A 20,082-nucleotide genomic window follows, 5' to 3' on the forward strand; every position below is an offset into this window, starting at 1 on the left:
CTCATTTACGTGATTAAAGCTGTGCAACCGTTCCGATGCCTTGCTCCTCCGCTTTTTTGAGGACGTAATCCGCTGTGATCAAATCCTGCAAGGAAATGCCCGTGCTGTCGTAAATAGTGATATCTTGATCGGACAAGCGGCCAGGTGTCTTGCCGAGGATGACGCTGCCGATTTCCGAGATGATGTCGTTTTGGGTGATGAGCCCTTTTTGGACAGCGACTTTGGTTTCGCCGACGTTGATGGCTTGTGTCACGTCATCTACGAAAACGCGAGCGGATGAAAAGAGATTCTCATCGATTTCCTGTTTTCCTGCCATATCTGCGCCAACGCAGGAGAAATGTGTGCCAGGCTTGACCCATTCCTTCATGATGATCGGCTTGTGGGAAGGAGTAGCGGTGATGATGATGTCCGCTTCCTCTGTGGCTGCACGGATGTTGTCGGTTGCGACGTACTCGATGTCGATGCGGTCCAGCAGCGTCTGATAAAGTTCCTGATCATTCTGATAAGGTGGGAGGAACATAGTTTTCAGCTTGTCTTTTGCCGTCGCACAAAAGGCTGCTGCTCTCTCATAGGAGTTTGCATTGTATACCGTCACTTTTTTGATGTGCTTCATCGTGAGAAGGGTAGCCATGATTTCATATGGAGCCAGATGTCCGCTGCCTACCAGCAGCAAGTTCTCGGATTCTGGTCTTGCGAAATACTTGGCACCGATTCCGCCGGCCGCACCTGTACGCATCAAGGTTACGGGCTCGCCGCTCATCATGCCTTTCGGAACGCCGGTATCGCTGTCGAGAACCATGACAAAACCGACGAGTGCGGGCAGCTCTTTGGATGGGTTATCTCCGAACCAGGAGACCAGCTTCAGTCCGAATATATGAGCTCCCTTTAGATGACCGGATTTGATATCCATGTCCGCTTTGCCTGGAGCAAATTCGTGGAATACCATTGGGAACAGTGATGCTTCTTTTTGCTCCTTGAGCGTGTAGGCTCGCTCAACCAGCTCGATGACGTTTTTCATGTCCAGCAGCTTTCTCACGCTTGCTTCATCGATTACTCGAAATGGAAACATGATAGATCCCCCTCTCCCTCTCTTGACTCTTTGGATGATATGGCTTTGACTTTAGCATAGAATAAAATAATAATGAAATTAGTGTATTCAATAGTAACCATAGGAATCTCAGAGAGACCTTCTAAGCTTGGGGGGAGCAGGATGGAGCTTCGCACGTTAAAAACATTTCAGGTAGTAGCAGACCAGCTTAACTTAACCAAAGCTGCCGAAATGCTCGGCTATACACAACCGACGATTACACTGCAAATCCAGACGCTGGAAAAAGAGATTGGACATCCGCTGTTCAATCGGGTCGGGAAAAAAACGTTTCTGACACCGGCCGGGAAGATGATGAAAGAGCATGTCGACAAGCTGTTCGCCGTCGTCTCCCAAATGGATAAAGCGATAAAAATGCTGGACGGGCCTTACGGAACACTGGTAGTGGCGGCACCGGAATACTACTGGACCCATTATCTCAGCCAGTTGATCCGTTCTTATATCCATCATCATCCGCAGGTCAAGCTAAAGCTCGTTTCGTGCAACAGTGCGGATGCCGTAAACATGATCACTTCCAATGAGGCAGACATCGGCATCATCGCAGGGGTGAGCGGCAAGCCGGAAGTGGAGAGCAAACTTTTGGAACAGGAAAAGCTGCTGGTCGTCACATCCAGAGAAATCTATGAAAAGCATGACCGAAGCTACATCATGGAGCATTTCCCTTTTATCTATAAAGAGAGCTACAATCTCGAGGGTCTCCATAGCCAGTCGATCACGGAGCTAGACTATCATCCGGCAGCTGCGATCGAAAGCAGCAGCGAGGAAGCCATCAAAATAGCGGTCTTGAATCATACGGGTGTCGCGTTAATCAGTGCAAATCTCATTCGCGAGGAGCTGGCATCCGGGTTGCTCGTTCCTTTGCACCAGCTCGAGCAGCGTCTGGATACCCATCTTATTTTTTTGAAGGATCGATCCGAGGAGACGACGATTCGGTCGTTCGCGGAGCTGGTGATAGAAGGCTGGCCGGAAGCGACAGGTCGATAGAAAATAAAAAGGCAGGATAGGGTGAGGCGGATCCTCTGCGGAGGCGATCGGCCTTTTCGGCGTGCCGACAAGAGCTCTTGAGCCGATAGAATTGAATCTCTCAATGGTTACCATAGGCATTCCTTATTAGATGGTTCTAGGAGAGTATGCTACCATTTGGAGACAGAAAATTTAGATAAGAAGGAGGTCGAACTGCTCGATGGCACAACCGAATGTTTCAGCCCCTACACCATTGAACAAGAAGCCAAGGGAAATGAATGTTTTCGTGCTGTTGTTGATCGTACTGGTCATCGCATCTCTTGCGACGTATGTTCTGCCAGCTGGCGAATATACGCGGACCGAGGTGAATGGCCGCAGCATTGTCGTACCGGACACCTACAAAGGAATCGAATCGTCTCCCGTGAGTCTGATGGGCGTGATCGGTTCGATTCACACAGGAATGGTAGAAGCTTCGTCCATTATCTTTTTCGTCCTTATTATTGGTGGTACTTTTGGTATTTTAACAGCGACAGGCACGATTGAAGCACTCATTTCTACGCTTTCTCGCAAGCTGGCGAATCAGGAAAAATGGCTGATCCCGATCATGATGCTTTTCTTTGCTATGGGTGGAGCTTTGATGGGGATGGCAGAGGAAACGCTCGCTTATCTGGGGATCATGATTCCCCTCGCGATTGCCCTGGGCTTTGATGTCATTACTGGGACCGCGATCGTGCTGGTAGGGGCGTCCATCGGGTTTACCACGGCGGTCATGAATCCATTTACCGTGGGGATTGCGCAGAGCATTGCCGAGCTGCCGCCATTTTCGGGGATGGGCTACCGAATCATCCTGTTCGTGATTATGTACGCGGTATCGGTCTATTTTGTCTACCGTTATGCGATGAAAGTGAAGCGCGACCGCGGCTACGGTTTTTTCGCAGAGGGGAAATACGATAACCTCGAGTCTAAGGATGTGAAGCTGGAGACGAGACACAAAATCGTGTTGACCTGCTTCCTGCTCAACTTTGCCTTGCTGGCTTACGGGGTCGTTAAATACGAATGGTTTATCACGGAGATTGCAGGTCTTTTTACCGTATTGGGCATTATTATCGCGATCGTCGGCAGGCTGTCTGCAGGGGAAACGGTCAATGCGTTCATGAAAGGGGCAGCAGGTCTGATCTCAGGCGCCCTGATTATTGGTGTGGCGCGTGCGATCGTCGTGATTTTGACGGACGGGCATGTGATCGATACGATTCTGTTCCACGCAGCATCGGCGATTCACCACTTGCCTCCTGCACTGAGCGTAGTGGGTATGTACTTGCTGCAAGCCATCATCCACTTGATCGTTCCATCTGGCAGTGGACAAGCAGCGCTGACGATGCCGATCATGGCGCCTCTGGCCGACCTGGTAGGAGTGACTCGACAAACTGCCGTACTCAGCTTTTCGATGGCGGACGGGATCGGCAACATTATCTTCCCGACATCAGGCTATTTCATGGCAGGTCTGGCGATTGCCGGTATTCCATGGGCACGTTGGGCGAAATGGATCATGCCTCTGATTTTGACGCAGTACGCCATCGGTTTGGTAGCCGTTATCGTGGCACAGCTCATTGGATACGGACCGTTTTAAAGGAGGGCACCGTTCATGCAAGCATTGGTTTCTACGGCACTTGGCGAATGGGCCGTACAGCATCGTCGACATTTGCATCAGTATCCAGAGCTGTCAGGGGAAGAGCATCTGACCCATGCCTATATCAAGAGACATCTGGAAGAGCTGGGTATTCCCATTTTGGACTTTGCCGCACCGAGTGTCGTAGGGCTGGTGCGAGGGACGGAAGGAAGCAAAACCATTGCACTGCGCGCCGACATCGATGCGCTGCCTGTGATGGAGGAAGGACAGAAAGTCTATCAATCGAAAGTTCCAGGGGTGTCACACGCCTGCGGACATGATGGACATACAGCTGTCTTGCTGGCAGTCGCGAAATGGCTCGCGGAAAACAGGAGTGACGTGAAAGCGAACGTCCTGTTGATTTTTCAATCCTCGGAAGAGCGCGATCCAAGCGGGGCGACCGCTTTAATCAATCAAGGCGTACTCGAAGGCGTCGATGCGATTTTCGGAATTCACCTCTGGCAGCCGTTGGAAAAAGGAAAGATCGGTGTCTGCCACGGATCGATGATGGGGGCTTGCGATGAGTTCACGATCACGATCGAAGGAAAAGGGGGACATGGTGCCATGCCGCATGATGCCGTCGACCCCATCTTCATCGCGGGTCAAATCGTCAGTGGATTGCAATCCGTCGTCAGCAGAGCGATCAGTCCTTTGCAGCCAGCGGTCCTGACAGTCGGCAAGGTCGAAGCTGGCAGTACGTACAACATCATTCCCAACGAGGCTGTCATGCTGGGTACGACGCGCAGCCTAACCCAAGAGACCAGACAGCGAATCTTTAGGCAAATGCAAAGCATCGTGGAAGGTGTCTCTGCGAGCTTTGGCGCGGTGGGCACAATCGAGTACAGCTGGGGACCGCCTCCCTTGGTCAATGACCGGGTGCAAAGTCGCTATGTAGAGCGAGTCGTCCTTGAGGCATTTGGTGAATCCTTCTACGCGGCTGACATGGAGCCGACGATGGCTGCCGAAGACTTTGCCTATTATTTGGAGCATTGTCCAGGATCGTTTGTCTTTGTGGGCATGGGCGGGGAGAGAAGTGCATATCCTCACCATCATCCACGCTTTGATATCGACGAAGATGCGATTCCGACCGCAATCGAGCTGTTTATCCAGCTTGTCCGTCGCTTTTCCTGAAAATTGGGTCAGGGATCGGCACGGTGCACAGCTTCACGGACAGAATAGAAAAAAGCTTCAGGAGGTACGAAAGAATGTTGAATGTTTCCATGCTAAGTGTATTGCAAGCAAAAAAACGTATCGAGCACGAAATCGTAAAGACGCCGCTGATCAAATCAGATGCGCTTTCCTTGCATGTGGGTTCTGAAGTATGGCTCAAGCTGGAGAACCTGCAGAAGACGGGTTCGTTCAAGCTGCGCGGCGCTTTGAACAAAATCTCTTCTTTATCCAAAGAGGAACTGGGACGAGGGGTCATCACGGCATCGGCAGGAAATCACGCACAGGGCGTGGCGTACGCTGCTTCGCTCACAGGGGTATCAGCCCTGATCGTCGTACCAAAGACGGCTCCGGAAACGAAGCGGGCTGGCATTCAGCGCTACGGGGCTGAATTGGTGGTGCATGGCGACAATTACGATGAAGCAGAGGCGTATGCGTATCGGCTCGCAGAGGAAACGGGGCGGACCTTTGTCCATGCGTTCGAGGATAACGAGATCATCTCAGGACAAGGGACAGTCGCACTGGAAGCGCTGCTCGAGCAGCCTGATTTTGATGCGATCGTGGTGCCAGCAGGTGGGGGAGGACTGATTTGCGGAATCGCCGTCGCTGCCAAGGCGCTCAATCCAGCCATCGAAGTGATCGGGATTCAGACGCACGCGTCGCCACCTTGGTACTATTCGTTCAAGGAGCGCAGACTGGCTGATGTGACGTACAGCGACTCGCTTGCTGACGGCTTGCATGGAGGGATTTCCCAAGGCAATCTGGATCTGGCGCTTACCATTGTCGACCAATTTGTGCTGGTCGAGGAAGAGCAAGTTGCCCATGCGATGTACTGGCTGGCGAAAGAGCATCACTACATGGTGGAAGGATCCGGTGCAGTCGGCGTTGCCGCTTTGTTGCACGGGCATTTGCCCTATTTGAAAGGCAAAAAAGTATTGAACATCGTCAGCGGCAGCAATGTAGATGCAGCCAAGCTGGGTAAGATTATCAACAGCTATACCTAAGCGCAAGTTTATTTCTGATGGGGCTTTGACTCTCCGTTTTGCTGGTTGCCTGGGAAGACGACCTTTTCCCATTTCGTCAGGAAATACCCGGAGACAGCAAAGATCCCAAATGCGCCCAGGGCGATGAGCAATCCTGTCATAGCAGTCCCTCCTTTCGCATGCTTCTCTAGGTATTACGTGACGCGGAAGAAAAAGTTTCATTCCAAACGACCATTTGGGTGAATCGTAACGGAATTGGACAGCGATTGGATCCGCTCCAGCAAAAGCCTGCCGTCTGCCTCATTCATCGGGACAGCCTGACCTAGCTTTGCGTGGTAGGGCAGCATCGTCAGTTCACAGCTGCCTTGCTTGGTACACTCGGCTTGAAGCACCATGCTCTCCCATGTCTTGGGCTCGGAAGCTCGTGTGAAAATAAAATTGCCCAAGCTGTATGCTATCCATTTGTCCTGGTATTTTTCAAAGCCTTGCAAAACATGTGGATGTCCTCCGATCACCAGATCTGCTCCTGCATCGATGAATGTGCGGGCAAGAGTCGTTTGGTGCTCGATCGGGTCATCCACTTTTTCTTTTCCCCAATGGGCGATAACGATGACCACATCTGCTTTTGCTTGTGCCTCCTGGATCGCTTGGACGGCGAGGGCAGGGTCGTAGGTGGCGGCTAGCCCCGGCTTGTTTTTTCCGGCGTACCAGCTGTATTCGGGAATGACTCGACTAAAGCCGAGCAGGGCCACGCGAATCCCGTTTTTTTCGATGTACACAGGAGCATAGGCCCGGGCATCATCTTTTCCCGCACCTACGTAATCAATCTGATGGCTTTCGAGTGCAGCCAGCGTGTCGAGCAACCCTTCTGTTCCTTGATCGAGCGTATGATTGTTGGCCAGATTGACGGCATCAATCCCCGCCTGCTTCATGGCTGGCACCGCGAGCGGAGAGGATTTGTACACGAAGGCTTTATTGTCAGAGGGAGTCCCTCGTTCGGTGATTGGTGTCTCCAGATTCACGACCGTGTAGTCATCCGCGAGAAATAGAGGAGACACGTGCGAAAAAGCATAGTCATACCCTTTTTCCTGCAAAGTTTTCTCGACGTTCCCTGACATCATGACATCGCCCGCAAAGCTAAGTGAAATCGTGGGCTCTTTTTCAGGAACTGCTTCGCTTCCTTGGTGGGATGGAGGAGCTGGTTGTGCAGATCCTTCCTGTCCCGTGCTAGAAATCCGTTCATACAAGACGTACCCACCAACCGCGAGAATGGCGAACAAACTGAAAAGCAGTGTTCGCTGCCCGGCCTGGCGCCACTTGGTGATCGTTTTTCTGCGTCTTGTTACGGTTCGACTCGTTCGGCTCATGATTCCTCCTGACGAATAAGACATCGTTTGTCGAAACATTCGTCCATTATACCATGCTCCCTCCTGTCTTTCCTTTTCATGGGAGAAGAAGTACAATGAACAAAATGTTTTTCAGGAGAGGACAGAGGTGAGAGCGCGTGGATTTAGCTTTGGATCACATCGTTCATTTTGTGCATCGCGCCCCTGCAAAGGCAGCAGAACAATTTCGGGCAAAAGGGTACCATGCCGTAGCGGGAGGCAGGCATGCAATGTGGGGCACGTGGAATAGCTTGAGCTACTTTGGGCTGACGTATGTGGAGTTTTTGGCTGTCGAGCGGGAAGACTTGGCGAGGGAGTCCGAGAATCCGCTGATTCGGCAGCTGGTAGCTGATCAGAAGCAGGGAGAGGGGCTTGGGCAGATCGCGCTTCGCACACGGCAAATGGATGAATGGGCGAACCGGCTGCGTCAAGCAGGATTGATAGTCACAGGACCTGTGGCAGGAAGCCGAATGCGGGAAGATGGTTCTACGATTCGCTGGAGAATGCTGTTCCTCGACGATCCCGATAGCGCTCTGCAGCCTCCGTTTCTCATCGAGTGGGGAGAGTCGGATGAGGAACGGGTGAAAGACTTGACGAGTCGAGGGGTCATTGCCCCGCATGCCAACGGAGCCAAGTCGATCCAGTCCGTTTGCTATGCGGTATCTGATCTGGAGGAAGCAGTGCGCAGGTGGCAGCTTTGGTTTGGCTGGGAGGGCAGCGAGGTTGTTACAGATGAGCAGCTGGGAGCAAAATGTCGGCAGCTGCCGGTACCCGGAGGCTCGATACTACTATGTCAGCCAGTCGGATCTGGGCTGGCGAGCAAGGCTCTGCAAACCAGAGGGGAGCGGCCATTTGCCTTGAAGGTATGCACAGAGAACAGGGAAGCCCAAGATGTCGTACTTGGCGGAATGTACACGCTTCTTCCATGCTAAGCAAGTAGTCAAGGCGAGTATGGATCAGGTTCGTCTATTCGGGACGAGCATGGTTCATACCCGCCTTTATTTGCATTCATTTGCGTTTGTATAAAAAGTATTGGAGAATGTGCATTGTCGTACAGAGGATTTCGGCCTATGATCATTTTATAGAAATTATTGAGAATGAGAATCATTTATGTGATCTAGCAGAAATCATTAGGTACAGGAGAGGGTAAGATCATGGTCCGAAATGTTCAAAAAAGAGCGTGGAAAGGTCTAGCAGCAGCTATGGTAGCGATGCTGGCATTGACTGGCTGCGGAGGAGCGGCACAACAAGCACAGACGACAGAGCAGCCGCAGGCCCAACAACAGCCGCAGCAAACCCAAGAGAGTAGCGCTGCCCAAACGCGAGTCGTGAAGGACGCTTATGGAGATGTAGAGATCCCGGTTCATCCCCAGCGAGTCGCTGCAATATATCAGGAAGATTTCTTGAAAGCACTGGGCGTGACGCCGATTGTCCAATGGTATCATCCTGCATGGGGGAAGCAAGATTATTTGAATCTGGATGTTCCCCTGTTTGATATCACCGGCAGTATGGAAGTGCTCCTGCAGGCAAGCCCGGATCTGATCATCGTAGACGGGGGAGCAGATGCAGAGAAATACGAGCAGTACAGCAAAGTAGCGCCAACGTACAAGCTGCCAGACGAGCTTCGCAATGATACGATGGGCAGGCTGAAAACTATCGCTGACCTGCTGGGCATACCGGAGAAAGCAGCCGCGGTAGAAAAAGAATACGAGGAGAAAATGGCTGACGCAAAAGCAAAGCTGGAAAAAGCGATTGGCGGCCAGTCAGTAGCAGTCGTGCGTTTGAATGTAGGGGAGAAGCCGACTTTGGCCCTTTTTGGAGAGGGCAACGCGTACACAGGAATCCTATACAAAGAGCTGGGGTTGAAAGCGCCCGAGGAAGTGAAAAACCAGGATACACATGTGGTGCTTTCAGAAGAAGCGATCCCTACGCTTCGTGCTGACCACATCATTCTCTTTCCATCCAATGGAGGCTGGACTACTGAGGAAAACAAAAAAGCGATTGAAATGCTGAATACGCCACTCTGGCAGTCTGTTGCAGCCGTTAAAAACGGTCATGTCTATAAAGTAGATCGTACGCATTGGCAGTCCGGTTCTGTTATTGCGAACATGATGAAAGCGGATGATCTGGTAAACCTGTTTGTCAAATAAAAAAAGAGGAGAAAGCCACACAACACATGGTTGATAGGCTTTCTTTTTTTTATTATAATATTGATAATCATTCTCATTTTTGGAGTTGAAAGAATTGCATGCTCACACAGTGACTACCAGAATGACTGCTGATTCCATTTGTTTGCTGGCAGGGGTAGAGAAGGAAACCTTGCCTCCAGAAAGCTCACGTGATTATTTCGAGTCCGGTACCTATGCTTTGCTGGTGGGAATGGAAGGAGCCGCACAGCTTCAACTCAATGGCGAGCGTTATCGACTGGGAAAAGAGAGCTGCTGGATTTTGGAGCCTCACCAACAGCTGAGCATCCTCACAGACGAAAAAGCGTTCGGATACTATCGATTGACATTTCGGATGGTGGAGCTTCCCGATTCTGAAGGAGCAGGCATTCAGGAGGAGGGGGCTCCCGTCTGTGTAGTGGGGGAACTCGTCTGTACACCGTTTTCCCGTTTGGTGGAAGGAATAGAGGAAATCTATCACCATTGCGAGGAGACGGATCGACGGCAGCGCTATTACAACCGCGTTCGCTTTGAACAGCTGCTGTGCCATTTGTTTGCGCAAAACGCAAGGAACCAGCAGTTTGATCCGCAGAAAGCGGTGGAGCAATCCATTGCCTACGTGGAAGCGCATTACCAGGAGCAGATGACTGTCGATCAGCTGGCGGCTGATGCTCACGTTCCCCGCTGGCGATACACGCAGCTTTTCAAGGAAATGACGGGCCAGCTTCCTCTGGACTACATCAACCAGCTGCGTATTTCACGGGCAAAACAGCTCCTTTTGGTTACAGGTGACCGGATTCAGGAAATCGCACAGAGCGTCGGTTTCAACAACGAATACTACTTCAATCGGCGTTTCAAGCAGACAGTGGGGGTAGCTCCAGGAAAGTACCGCAATGTTCATAGAGAAGATTTGCGTGTCGTTTCTATCTTTATGGAAGATTATTTGATGGCGCTGGAAATCAAGCCGATCGTCCAATGGTCGCATACTTACTGGGGGAAGCAGGACTATCTCGGCTTGCACGATGTTCCGGCCTACAATATTTTAACGGATGAGGTCCAAGATCTTTCCTTGCGTCATCCGGATTTTATCATGCTCCGAGAATGTACGGGCTGGCGATCGAATCTATACAAGGAGTGCTCGAAAATTGCCCGTACCTGTGTCATTCACCAGCTGGGACCACAATGGCGTACGACCATGCGAATTCTTGGAGAGAGCCTCGATCGAGAGGCACAGGCGAAGAGTGCAATCGAGCAGTACGATCGGAGGGCAGAAATGGCGCGAGGTCGTCTCGCTCGAAGCATGAGTGGGCAGACGGTAGCCTTTTTGCGTGTGTGTGCCGGGCAGATCAGCGTCGAGAAAAACTATTCGTACGCGGTGCTTTTTGAAGATTTGGGGCTAGTTCCCCACCCGCTAGTCAATCAACTGTCCCAAACGGAAGCGAGGGCGGGCGTTTCCTGGGAGCTGCTCTCCAGGCTGGACGCGGACCACCTCTTTTTCACTTTTGATAAATGGCACAATGCCGGAGAGGGAGCAGAGCGGCTCGAAATCCTGCACCCATCATGGCAGGCCCTTCCCGCGGTCCAAAAAAAACAGGCGTACGAAGTCGACTTCATGACTTGGATGAACCACGGACCTATCACCAACCAGAGAAAACTGGAGGATGTCATGCAAATCCTCGCTTAAACAGCCCGTTTCATCGCATCAATACATACAAACAACAAAGGTGGTACGTATGGCGCAACAAGCACAGCCTCTGAAAGAAGGGGTAAGAAAAGAAGAGATCAAGTTCCATTCCCGCCCTTGGGCAGCTGCAGCCATTTTGTTCGGGGGGATGATCGCGCTTTTCTTCGGGATGGTCCTATCGATCTCATTCGGCGCAGCAGACATTCAGTTCTCGGTTATTTGGGACGCTATTTTTCATTTTAATCCGGATGTGACCCAGCATCAGATCATTCAAGAGGTTCGTTTGCCGCGCTTGCTGGGTGGTGCGATGGTAGGAGCGAGTTTGGCGGTGGCAGGTGCCATCATGCAGGGAATGACACTGAATCCATTGGCGGATTCCAGTATTTTGGGTCTGAATTCAGGGGCAGGCTTTGCATTGGCGCTTTGCTTTGCTTTTTTCCCGGGCCTGCCATTTATGTATTTGATTCTGTACAGCTTTTTGGGAGCAGGTCTCGGTGCGGTGCTGATCTTTGGGATCGGTTCACTGGCAAAGGGAGGTTTGACACCGGTCAGACTCGTCCTTGCAGGTGCGGCGTTAAGTGCCATGCTGTCTGCGCTGAGTGAAGGGATCGCCCTTTACTTCAAGGTTGGTCAAGATATGGCTTTCTGGTATGCGGGTGGTGTAGCTGGGACCAAGTGGTATCAGCTTGAGATCATGTTTCCTTGGATTGTCATCGCGTTGGTTGGTGCAATCGCCATATCGCGCTCCCTGACAATGCTGAGTCTGGGCGATGAGATTGCAAAAGGCCTGGGAATGAAGACCGCTTGGGTAAAGGTAGTGGGAACTTTGCTGGTTCTCATTTTGGCTGGATCGGCTGTTTCGGTTGTCGGTTCCGTTGGTTTTGTCGGACTGATCATCCCTCATGTCACACGTTTTCTGGTTGGGGTGGATTATCGTTGGGTCATTCCGTGCTCGGCTGTATTGGGCAGCTTGCTGGTCGTTTTTGCTGACTTGGCGGCACGGATGGTAAATCCGCCGTTCGAAACGCCGATGGGAGCGCTGATTGCGCTGATCGGAGTTCCGTTTTTCCTCTACCTGGCGCGCAAACAGGGAAGGGGGTTGTAAACGATGCCGCAAACGACAGCGATTACTTCTGCGAGCAAGCGGAAACATGCCATTACTGCCATGATTATTTTGAGCTTTTTGATTCTAGCTGTCTTTATCATCAGCATGAATACGGGCTACATTCGCCTCTCTCCATCAGAATTGCTCTCGACCTTGTTTGGATCAGGCACACAGAAGCAGGAGCTGATATTATTTGAATTCCGGCTGCCGCGCATTGTCATTTCCATCCTGATTGGAGCAGGGCTTGCGCTTTCCGGTTGTGTGATTCAGGGCATTTCCCGCAACCCTTTGGCGGACCCAGGGATTTTAGGGATCAACGCAGGTGCTGGCTTGACCGTCATGCTGTTTATCTCATTTTATCCGTCGACAGCAGCGACACCCGTTTTTCTTTTGCCTGTACTGGCTCTGATCGGGGCGAGCGGGACGGCTGTCCTCATTTATCTTTTGGCGCATAAACGCCACCAGGGCTTGTCTCCAACGCGTGTTGTTCTCACCGGTGTTGCCGTAGCATCTGGAATGAGCGCAGCCACGATCGTTCTCACGCTGCGGCTGAGCCCGGATAAATATCAGTTTGTAGCGACGTGGATGGCAGGCAGCATTTGGGGGGCAAGCTGGAAATTCGTTTTGTCCCTGCTGCCTTGGCTACTTGTTCTGGTCCCGTTTGTCTTTTACAAGGCGAGAGTCATGAATACGCTCAATCTCGGCAAGGAAATGGCTACGGGTCTCGGAGTACCTGTTTCGAAGGAGCAAGTCAAGCTCTTGGCTGCCGCTGTAGGCTTGGCGGCTTCGTGCGTGGCTGTCAGCGGAGGCATTGGGTTTGTAGGTCTGATTGGGCCGCATTTGGCACGTCGCTTGGTTGGTCCTCGCCACGAGGTTTTGTTGCCGGCCGCAGCCCTTTGCGGAGCCTTGCTGGTGATTACGGCAGATACGCTCGGGCGCTGGATCTTACAGCCTTCCGAGATTCCTACGGGGATTGTCGTCGCGATTATCGGTGCTCCGTATTTCTTGTATTTGCTGGCCAAGGCCAAAGATTAATAGAAAAAAGCGAGGGCTCCCTGATGCGGGACCCTCGCTTTTTGTCTTACGTACCAAATGTTTTCTTGGTCAATTGGCGGTACATGTACAGCATCGCGATTCGCCACGGCACCAGCATTCCAAAAGCGAGCAGGAAGAACAGGCCGCCTGTTTGGATGGGCGTAAACGAATCGTTAATCACCAGTTTGATGATCAGGCGGATGATCAGAAGCCCCATCAAAATGATGAAAAACGCTTTAGAGCGCTTCAGATAAACTTCCTGCCCGACGATCTCGAAGCGGGAGGTCATGATCAGAGGAACGGAAAACACGACACCCACGAGAAAGGCCGTAAAGTCGTACATCGGGGGAGTTGCCGCTTCCGGAAAGAAAAACATCGCAAAGCCAGTAGCCATAAAAAAGGGCGGTAAGATGATGCTTTTTGCGGACACGGGCTTTTTCTGCCGGCGCATGCGCAAAAAGATGACCACCGTTGCCATGATGAGAGGCACCAGGATACCCAGTGCCGTCGATGACAGTATTTGCATGGAAGAATCCCTCCAACAATTTTCGAGCTGATACTCATATCATACACTATTGTCGGAATGTAGGTAAAGGATCTGACATGCTTTCCCTTTTTCTAAGTTTTCAAGCTGCTGCTTCGTCATGTGCACGTACATCCAGCTTGTGCTTTTTGCTGTACCAATACGTACCTACTCCGAAGAGAATGGTCAGTGTGCCGATGCAAAGCAAGTAGCCAGATATGCCCATGAGGTCGAGGCCAACGCCGGTGACGCCGAGGGCGATCAGGAAAAAGCTGCGGTCGAGCATGCTTTTAAAGGAAAAGAATCGACCCTGCTGATGCTCGGGCAGCCGCTTTTGAAAGATCGTAGCGGTAACAGGGAAAAAGAATGCGACGACGAAGCCGAATACGGCGAACGAAGCGAGGATCATGACTTTTTGTGAAGCAAAGGACATCCCGTACTGCGAGATTCCGAAAAAGATGAGCATCAAAGTCGAGGATGCCATCAGATTTTTGTTGCCGATCCAACGCTTGGCGAGCAAACCGCCGACGAAAATGCTAAACCCTTCCGCCATGTAGATCCATCCCATGAGCTGCGGTTCATTCTGAAGGGTACTTAGATTCAGAATCATCAGATTGACGCCACCAAGGAACAGAGTGACAAGTCCATTATTGATCAGCCCGACGAAGAGAGCGGGATCTTGACGGGAGATGGTCAGAACCTCGCGAAACTCCACCTTTTCTTTCATACGGCGGGAGGTGATCGGAGGAATGCGCAAAAACAGGGTCACCACAGCCAGGACAGCATACGCGATGATCGAACAGACATAGAGCATGGACAGATCCATCGAAACGACCAGAACACCCCCGATTGCGGTACCCCCGATCCGGGACAGGGTAGAGATGTTCAGATAGATACTGTTTGCTTTCAGAAGCTCGTCTTTAGACAGGATGGCGGGCAGTGACGCTTGCACGGTGGGAAAATAAAAGGCAGCGGAGCACTGCATGACGATGAGGGAGACGATCATCCAGACGAGCGAATCATTCGCGAGCGCTGGAAACATAAAGACCGGGCTGAAACAGCGAATCAGGCTGGCCAGCATCATGATCTTGCCTTTGTCGTACATGTCGATGATCACGCCAGCTTTTGGTGAGAGCAAGATGCTGACGACCAATCCACACATCAGAACCAGGGCCTTTACCGTCTCGGAAGGGATCAAGCTCTGCATGAACTGCAGATTGGCGATGATGGAAATCCACATACCTGCGCCAGCGACTACCTCACCTGTCATTAGCAATAGGAAAGTTCGGTTTCGCCACAACATGAGGGCCTCCATTTAAAAAAATTTTGCCAAACGGGCATCCCACAGTATAGCATTTACGGAATCATTTGTATATTCACGGTGATAAGTGGTATGCAGGCAGCGGGAGAGGGGAAAGCTAAACCGATTACAGACGGCAGGTTGTGATGAACCCGGCATGCGTTTTCTTCCACTCGGGAAAAGGGGGCTAGTCTTTTTGGCGTATAAACGGTCGTTACTGCTACTGATCGGTTACGGATTTACTGCCACCTTGACGATTTTTTACGGATTAGTGGAAAAACAAAGCTTGTTTGTTACTTTTGTCTGCTTTCATTTGGTCGTGTGCCTGTGCATTCCAGTCCTGCATGGCTGGTGGGAGGGCAGTTTGCAAGAAAGCTGGCAATTTGCCTGGGGGCAGATGGAGCACAGGGGCGTTCTTTTCGGAGTGACCAGCGGGGTCGTGCTGATGCTGGGAGCTTGTGTAGGCATCTGGGTGCTGCTGCGAACCGAAGGGCGAACGGAAACCGTACGCCAGGTTTTGGAGCTATGGGGCCTCAACAGTCGCTGGATCTGGTGGTTTTCGCTGTATCTTGTGGTCGTGAATTCTTTATTGGAGGAACTCTTTTGGCGTGGATTTGTCCTGCAGCGCTTCCTGGTCGTCATGTCGAGGGTCGTAGGGATCCTGCTGTCGAGCTTTTTTTATTGTCTGTACCATCTCGTAGTTTCGACGGTCCTGTTCGGTTTCCGGTGGGGATGCTTGATGACTCTGCTGGTTTTTGGGGTTGGGTGCTTCTGGGGGTGGATGAAAGGGAGGTTTCCCTCTGTCTATCCAACCTGGTTCAGCCATTTGCTGGCAGATCTAGGACTTGTCATTCCGGTATTATGGTGGATATTTTGAGTGGCTTGCGAGGGGGATCGGATATGCTTACGAGTCACGAACAAACGCGTCTTCGGAAACGGCTGCTGAGTATACTGCGGCAGAACAGCGAGTATCACCAGCTTTATTATGATACATACGGATATACTCCGGTCGGGGCATTGCTTGGTTACCTGCAAACGCTGAAAGGAATGGAGACGGTGACACGAGCAGCTATCAGAGAGGTCGTGGAAAATGACCCTGCTCGTCAATTGGAGTGGGATCAAGGCGTGCTGATCCGGGCTACACATGGATTTATGCCGACAAAGACGAAAGGCAGGCTGGCGGAAGTAGCCCCACCGGAGATCCTTTACTACGGTACCCATCGCAGGCTGATTGATCAAGTAAAGGCCAGTGGGCTTTTGCCGATCGCCAGCGAATACGTCCAACTGGCAGACACAGGGGAGGCGATCGGAGCACCGGGTGATACTTTGTCGCTTTTCGAAGTGCAAGCCGAAGCGGCGTATCAAGCAGGCGTTCGCTTCTTCCGCCTTTGCGTGCCGTATTCTCATTCCGATCCCTTTTACTTTGCCGAAGCCATACCGCCTGACTATCTTCATCTCCAATAGCCGATTAACTGCCAGGCTCGCTGCGCTGACGTTCACGAAGCTGAAGCTGGCGCGCTCTCTCAGCAAATACTTCGCTGCGATCGCGAAGAGTGTGTTTGTTTAACAGATAGTGATCGTTCAAATCGCTTTCTCGGGTCACAGGAACATCTCGAAGCGCGCAGGCACGCTCATAGGCTTCACGCAGGTCAGCTGCAAGAATGGGCAGAGACATGCTGTGATAAGAAAGCCCTTTGTTCAACTCTTCCAGGCGCTGTTCCAGCAGAAGCATGAGCGCAGCATGATCTAGGCCAAGTCGCCGGATGTCTTCTGGGTGATGCTCGAGAATAGAGTGCGCACTTGTGAGCATTTTCTTCGCTCCGTTCATGTTGCCGCGGCGTTGATGGTAGAGGCCTACTGCAATCTGAATGAGGCCGACCCAGACGACCTGCCGCTGCTCCTGTGGCACGCTTTTCCAATACTCTTCAAGGATTTCATGGCATTCAAAATAGTCACGCTCGACGTGAAATTGTACCAGGTAATCCAGATAGGGTTGGGGGTACATCGGTGAACCACCTCGCTGCTTGGTTTTCAACTGTTTGGTTATGTACTATTATATAGGAAAGTGAGTAGAAAACGAGGTGCGAACATATCATGACCGCAGAAGAATTGATGGCAGTCTTGGAAAAAAAGAAGATGACGGACATTATAGAGTTGATTGAAGATGCGCAAACAGGTGATCTGGAGGAGCTGGAGCTGGTAGAAAGCCTCGGCTTGCTCATGGATCAGGAGCTGAATCGGGAAGTCTTGCAGCTTTTAGAAAGTCTGGGTGTCACTATTATTTACGTGAGTGGCGAGGATGACGAAGAAGAAGACGAGGAAGACGAACAAGTGTGAAACACAAGAACCAACCGATCCTTGGGGAAAGGTTGGTTCTTTCCATTTCACTCGTTTATTTCTGTGTCCATACCCGGTTTTTGTTGCGCGTAGCCGGGAACTTTTCGCCGCGGCTTAATTCGATAATCATCGGGTCCTGAACACTGGAACCAGACTCACCGATTTCCATGTAAACGGCATTCTTGGGTGATTTTTCACCTTCACGAAAACGACTGTGTTCTCCCATGAGGTCACCTTCCTTCGGGTGTAGTTATATCTTCACGTGCCTTAGTATTTCCGCAGGCAGTGCCTTCATCCTGCGGGATCTATTGACGTTACAATCTGAATTCATATACGATTATTTCAGTAGCTAAGGAGAGGTGAATTCATGATCAAATTGATACTCCAAAAGGATTCCAATGTTTCGTACCACGAACAATTGTATCAACAGATTGCTGCTTTGATTCGGAGTGGCGAATTGCCGCCGAACGAACAGCTCCCGACCGTACGAGAACTGGCTGCGCAGCTGAAAATCAACTACAATACCGTACGGAGTGTGTACCTGCGTCTCCAGCAGGAAGGCATGGTCGATTCCAGGCAAGGTCGGGGAACGATTGTGAGCAATGTGGTAAATGATCCTCTCCTGACCCGGAATCCTGCCCACTTGGCGCTTTTAGCCAAAGAAACGTTGCACAAAGTAAAGGCCATGGGTTATTCCATGGACGAGTTTACCCGTGTGCTGTCTTCCGTCATGCAAGAGATCAATCAGTTTCCGGTTCTCTTTCTTCGGTTTACCGAGCTGGAGCTGGCAGAGTACCTGCGTCTCGTGCAATACCATCTGCCAAGCGCGATGGTGGAAGGACGTACATTTGAAGACTTTATCGAAAGGCTGGAGCGGGATCCGAGCTTTCTGCAGCAGTACAAAGCGATTGTGACGCACCCTTCTGTCAACCTGCGCATGATGAAGCAGACGCTGCCAAAAGAGTCGCCTCCTCTCGTCAGTCTCGATTTTATCCCGGATCCAACGACGGTGATTCCAGCGATGGAAGCTTATCCGCGGCATACGAAAGTCGGCTTGATCTGTGCCACAATCCGTGGTGCAGCAGGGATGATCAATGATTTGTATAACGCGGGTATTACCCATTTGGATTTGCGGACGATCGAAGCGAATCACCCAGATGTGTTTGAGTTGATAGCGAATTGTGATGTCGTATATATTTCCAAGCCAGGCTATATGACCAGACCGCATTTGCTGACACTTCCAAAGGTAAAAGAGTATCAGGAAATCCCGGATCATCATGGGATTAACGAGCTGCGGAAGATTGTCACACAGTAAGACGAGTCCTTATTTTTTCTTTTAACCGGTTATTAGGAGAAGGATTACTTTGAATCGAGCTTACCTGATGCTGATCAGTGCTGTCTTTTTATGGGGCCTCACTGTTGTTCCGATGAAGTGGACCTTAGATACGGTTCAGCCCTTTACCTTGATGTTTTTTCGGCTTTTACTCGCGGGCCTGCTGCTTTTACCGCTCGTCTGGTTGCGTAGAAGCAGAGTGTCAAGAAAGGCTGTGGCGATCCCGTGGATGCGCCTTGCGATGCTTTCCTTTACCGGTGTTGCCGGTTATTTTTTGATGAATACATATGGCATTTCGCTGACCAGTGGAGTCAATGCCAGCATTATTTCAGCTACACTGCCGTTGTTTACTCTCTTGCTGGCTGCTTTGTACTTAAAAGAACAGATCCTGCTCACGCAATGGGTCGGTCTGGTGCTCGGGATCGGCGGTGTTTTGATGGTGACGATTCAGCCGCAATCTTTGCAGCAGGCGCATTCCTTGTGGGGAGATTTTTTGGTACTGGCATCGCAATTTATTTGGACGGTGTACGTCGTCCAGCTGAAGCGCCCCAAAGGGGAAGAAAAGCTTTCCAGTGAGCTGTTCACGGCGCTGACCTTCTTGCTCGGCAGTGCGATGCTCCTGCCTTTTGCCGCATGGGAGACCTGGCATTACGGGCTGCCTTCTGCATCAGGGAAATCCGTGATGAGCTTTTTGTTCTTGGTTCTCTGCTGCACGATGCTCGCTTACCTGATGTGGAACAAGGCGTTAGAGCGTATACCTGCCGCCAAAGCGGGCATTTATTTAAACGCCATACCGCTACTGAATGTGCTGACATCCATCCTGCTCTTAAGCGAGCAAATGAGCTGGAGAACCATCGTGGGAGGGCTCCTGGTACTCGTGGGAGTGGCGTGGGCGGAAAGGCGTAAACATGCCCGCGGCTTAGTGAGGGCTAAGCTGGATGGGTAGTTCGCCTGCTGCTGCCAAGACGGGACAAAAGCTGATTTTCTAAACGCACTAGACAGGTGTCCATGCCAATGCCTCATCACCTACATACCTTGTAGATGTACCGATCAAGAGGGGGTGAAGGTAATGGGTTGCGGATGCAGAAGGTCTTCTCATTGCAAATGTCACGTTCGGAAATGCTGCAAGAAGAAATACTACAAGAAACACTGCTACTATAAGCCTGTTTACAAAACGGAGTGCAGAAGTAGCTATGGTAGCTGTGGCCACCATGGTGGCAGCTGCGGGCACGACGGTTATGGTTCCTCTTCGGGTTATGGCCACGGCGGCAAATATTAATCAATAACGAAAAGCGCCTTTTGGGCGCTTTTTCGTTTTTTCGCAAGTTTGG

21 protein-coding genes are annotated in these 20,082 nt (G+C 51.2%); 14 read left to right on the forward strand and 7 right to left on the reverse strand.

All coding sequences use genetic code 11. The features are described 5' to 3' along the window. Positions 1-13 precede the first annotated feature (13 nt). Entirely contained in the window at positions 14-1,069 is a 1,056-nt protein-coding gene (locus EDM59_RS01945) for an ornithine cyclodeaminase family protein (RefSeq protein WP_122922102.1), read from the reverse strand. Positions 1,070-1,210: 141 nt separating this feature from the next. Between EDM59_RS01945 and EDM59_RS01950 the strand changes: the two genes are divergently transcribed. The 4 genes from EDM59_RS01950 (at position 1,211) to EDM59_RS01965 (ending at position 5,905) form a co-directional block, all read left to right on the forward strand. Then, complete coding sequence (locus tag EDM59_RS01950; protein ID WP_122922103.1) at positions 1,211-2,089, forward strand: LysR family transcriptional regulator; 879 nt, start codon at positions 1,211-1,213, stop codon at positions 2,087-2,089. A gap of 199 nt (positions 2,090-2,288) precedes the next feature. Further along, positions 2,289-3,695 carry a YfcC family protein gene (locus tag EDM59_RS01955; RefSeq protein WP_122922104.1) on the forward strand — a complete coding sequence of 469 codons (1,407 nt, stop codon included), beginning with the start codon at positions 2,289-2,291 and terminating at the stop codon, positions 3,693-3,695. A gap of 15 nt (positions 3,696-3,710) precedes the next feature. Then, on the forward strand, positions 3,711-4,865 hold the full coding sequence (locus EDM59_RS01960; RefSeq protein WP_122922105.1) for a M20 metallopeptidase family protein: 1,155 nt from the start codon (positions 3,711-3,713) through the stop codon (positions 4,863-4,865). A gap of 74 nt (positions 4,866-4,939) precedes the next feature. Continuing rightward, positions 4,940-5,905 (forward strand): threonine ammonia-lyase, encoded by a 966-nt coding sequence (locus tag EDM59_RS01965; RefSeq protein ID WP_122922106.1) that lies wholly within the window; start codon positions 4,940-4,942, stop codon positions 5,903-5,905. 8 nt (positions 5,906-5,913) lie between these two features. Here EDM59_RS01965 and EDM59_RS31560 read toward each other — a convergent pair whose 3' ends face one another. Further along, the gene (locus tag EDM59_RS31560; RefSeq protein ID WP_281274544.1) at positions 5,914-6,045 is read right to left on the reverse strand and encodes a hypothetical protein; all 132 of its coding nucleotides are present in this window, start codon (positions 6,043-6,045) and stop codon (positions 5,914-5,916) included. A gap of 57 nt (positions 6,046-6,102) precedes the next feature. Beyond that, entirely contained in the window at positions 6,103-7,251 is a 1,149-nt protein-coding gene (locus EDM59_RS01970) for a CapA family protein (RefSeq protein ID WP_122922108.1), read from the reverse strand. Positions 7,252-7,388: 137 nt separating this feature from the next. Here EDM59_RS01970 and EDM59_RS01975 point away from each other — a divergent pair, with 137 nt between their 5' ends. The 5 genes from EDM59_RS01975 to EDM59_RS01995 all read left to right on the forward strand — a co-directional run bounded on the left by EDM59_RS01975 (position 7,389) and on the right by EDM59_RS01995 (position 13,258). Continuing rightward, complete coding sequence (locus tag EDM59_RS01975) at positions 7,389-8,201, forward strand: VOC family protein (protein ID WP_122922109.1); 813 nt, start codon at positions 7,389-7,391, stop codon at positions 8,199-8,201. 222 nt (positions 8,202-8,423) lie between these two features. Continuing rightward, positions 8,424-9,419, forward strand: a complete 996-nt coding sequence (locus EDM59_RS01980; RefSeq protein ID WP_122922110.1) for an ABC transporter substrate-binding protein — start codon at positions 8,424-8,426, stop codon at positions 9,417-9,419. A 94-nt stretch (positions 9,420-9,513) separates the two neighbouring features. Further along, positions 9,514-11,118 carry a helix-turn-helix domain-containing protein gene (locus tag EDM59_RS01985; protein WP_246010873.1) on the forward strand — a complete coding sequence of 535 codons (1,605 nt, stop codon included), beginning with the start codon at positions 9,514-9,516 and terminating at the stop codon, positions 11,116-11,118. A gap of 49 nt (positions 11,119-11,167) precedes the next feature. Further along, positions 11,168-12,223, forward strand: a complete 1,056-nt coding sequence (locus EDM59_RS01990; protein ID WP_122922111.1) for a FecCD family ABC transporter permease — start codon at positions 11,168-11,170, stop codon at positions 12,221-12,223. A gap of 3 nt (positions 12,224-12,226) precedes the next feature. Continuing rightward, a complete protein-coding gene (locus EDM59_RS01995) occupies positions 12,227-13,258 on the forward strand; it encodes a FecCD family ABC transporter permease (protein WP_122922112.1) in 1,032 nt (343 codons plus the stop codon). Positions 13,259-13,304: 46 nt separating this feature from the next. On the opposite strand, the gene EDM59_RS02000 is transcribed toward EDM59_RS01995, so the two are convergent. Together EDM59_RS02000 and EDM59_RS02005 are read right to left on the reverse strand one after the other, a co-directional pair. Next, positions 13,305-13,784, reverse strand: coding sequence for a CcdC family protein (locus tag EDM59_RS02000; RefSeq protein WP_122922113.1), 480 nt, complete (start codon positions 13,782-13,784; stop codon positions 13,305-13,307). A gap of 100 nt (positions 13,785-13,884) precedes the next feature. Continuing rightward, entirely contained in the window at positions 13,885-15,084 is a 1,200-nt protein-coding gene (locus EDM59_RS02005; RefSeq protein WP_122922115.1) for an MFS transporter, read from the reverse strand. Between the two features lie 193 nt (positions 15,085-15,277). On the opposite strand from EDM59_RS02005, the gene EDM59_RS02010 reads away from it, so the two are divergent. Continuing rightward, a complete protein-coding gene (locus tag EDM59_RS02010; RefSeq protein WP_122922116.1) occupies positions 15,278-15,958 on the forward strand; it encodes a CPBP family intramembrane glutamic endopeptidase in 681 nt (226 codons plus the stop codon). 23 nt (positions 15,959-15,981) lie between these two features. Continuing rightward, entirely contained in the window at positions 15,982-16,545 is a 564-nt protein-coding gene (locus tag EDM59_RS02015; protein WP_122922118.1) for an RNA 2'-phosphotransferase, read from the forward strand. 4 nt (positions 16,546-16,549) lie between these two features. Here the strand turns inward: EDM59_RS02015 and EDM59_RS02020 are convergent, their stop codons facing one another. Next, entirely contained in the window at positions 16,550-17,086 is a 537-nt protein-coding gene (locus tag EDM59_RS02020) for a DUF309 domain-containing protein (RefSeq protein WP_122922120.1), read from the reverse strand. Positions 17,087-17,175: 89 nt separating this feature from the next. Between EDM59_RS02020 and EDM59_RS02025 the strand changes: the two genes are divergently transcribed. Further along, on the forward strand, positions 17,176-17,418 hold the full coding sequence (locus tag EDM59_RS02025) for a hypothetical protein (protein ID WP_122922121.1): 243 nt from the start codon (positions 17,176-17,178) through the stop codon (positions 17,416-17,418). 55 nt (positions 17,419-17,473) lie between these two features. Here the strand turns inward: EDM59_RS02025 and EDM59_RS02030 are convergent, their stop codons facing one another. Then, positions 17,474-17,644 (reverse strand): YjzC family protein, encoded by a 171-nt coding sequence (locus tag EDM59_RS02030; RefSeq protein WP_092267855.1) that lies wholly within the window; start codon positions 17,642-17,644, stop codon positions 17,474-17,476. 141 nt (positions 17,645-17,785) lie between these two features. Here EDM59_RS02030 and EDM59_RS02035 point away from each other — a divergent pair, with 141 nt between their 5' ends. Further along, positions 17,786-18,733 carry a GntR family transcriptional regulator gene (locus EDM59_RS02035; protein ID WP_122922123.1) on the forward strand — a complete coding sequence of 316 codons (948 nt, stop codon included), beginning with the start codon at positions 17,786-17,788 and terminating at the stop codon, positions 18,731-18,733. Between the two features lie 67 nt (positions 18,734-18,800). Further along, entirely contained in the window at positions 18,801-19,697 is an 897-nt protein-coding gene (locus EDM59_RS02040; protein ID WP_122923344.1) for a DMT family transporter, read from the forward strand. Positions 19,698-20,082: the final 385 nt, after the last annotated feature.

The organism is Brevibacillus nitrificans (genome assembly GCF_003710965.1).
Lineage (GTDB): Bacteria > Bacillota > Bacilli > Brevibacillales > Brevibacillaceae > Brevibacillus > Brevibacillus centrosporus.

Excerpts from the sequence above, each read along its gene's own strand:
- EDM59_RS01945 (WP_122922102.1), bottom strand. The coding sequence starts at position 1,069 with ATGTTTCCATTTCGAGTAATCGATGAAGCAAGCGTGAGAAAGCTGCTG.
- EDM59_RS01950 (WP_122922103.1), top strand. The coding sequence starts at position 1,211 with ATGGAGCTTCGCACGTTAAAAACATTTCAGGTAGTAGCAGACCAGCTT.
- EDM59_RS01955 (WP_122922104.1), top strand. The coding sequence starts at position 2,289 with ATGGCACAACCGAATGTTTCAGCCCCTACACCATTGAACAAGAAGCCA.
- EDM59_RS01960 (WP_122922105.1), top strand. The coding sequence starts at position 3,711 with ATGCAAGCATTGGTTTCTACGGCACTTGGCGAATGGGCCGTACAGCAT.
- EDM59_RS01965 (WP_122922106.1), top strand. The coding sequence starts at position 4,940 with ATGTTGAATGTTTCCATGCTAAGTGTATTGCAAGCAAAAAAACGTATC.
- EDM59_RS31560 (WP_281274544.1), bottom strand. The coding sequence starts at position 6,045 with ATGACAGGATTGCTCATCGCCCTGGGCGCATTTGGGATCTTTGCTGTC.
- EDM59_RS01970 (WP_122922108.1), bottom strand. The coding sequence starts at position 7,251 with ATGAGCCGAACGAGTCGAACCGTAACAAGACGCAGAAAAACGATCACC.
- EDM59_RS01980 (WP_122922110.1), top strand. The coding sequence starts at position 8,424 with ATGGTCCGAAATGTTCAAAAAAGAGCGTGGAAAGGTCTAGCAGCAGCT.
- EDM59_RS01990 (WP_122922111.1), top strand. The coding sequence starts at position 11,168 with ATGGCGCAACAAGCACAGCCTCTGAAAGAAGGGGTAAGAAAAGAAGAG.
- EDM59_RS01995 (WP_122922112.1), top strand. The coding sequence starts at position 12,227 with ATGCCGCAAACGACAGCGATTACTTCTGCGAGCAAGCGGAAACATGCC.
- EDM59_RS02000 (WP_122922113.1), bottom strand. The coding sequence starts at position 13,784 with ATGCAAATACTGTCATCGACGGCACTGGGTATCCTGGTGCCTCTCATC.
- EDM59_RS02005 (WP_122922115.1), bottom strand. The coding sequence starts at position 15,084 with ATGTTGTGGCGAAACCGAACTTTCCTATTGCTAATGACAGGTGAGGTA.
- EDM59_RS02015 (WP_122922118.1), top strand. The coding sequence starts at position 15,982 with ATGCTTACGAGTCACGAACAAACGCGTCTTCGGAAACGGCTGCTGAGT.
- EDM59_RS02020 (WP_122922120.1), bottom strand. The coding sequence starts at position 17,086 with ATGTACCCCCAACCCTATCTGGATTACCTGGTACAATTTCACGTCGAG.
- EDM59_RS02025 (WP_122922121.1), top strand. The coding sequence starts at position 17,176 with ATGACCGCAGAAGAATTGATGGCAGTCTTGGAAAAAAAGAAGATGACG.
- EDM59_RS02030 (WP_092267855.1), bottom strand. The coding sequence starts at position 17,644 with ATGGGAGAACACAGTCGTTTTCGTGAAGGTGAAAAATCACCCAAGAAT.
- EDM59_RS02035 (WP_122922123.1), top strand. The coding sequence starts at position 17,786 with ATGATCAAATTGATACTCCAAAAGGATTCCAATGTTTCGTACCACGAA.
- EDM59_RS02040 (WP_122923344.1), top strand. The coding sequence starts at position 18,801 with ATGCTGATCAGTGCTGTCTTTTTATGGGGCCTCACTGTTGTTCCGATG.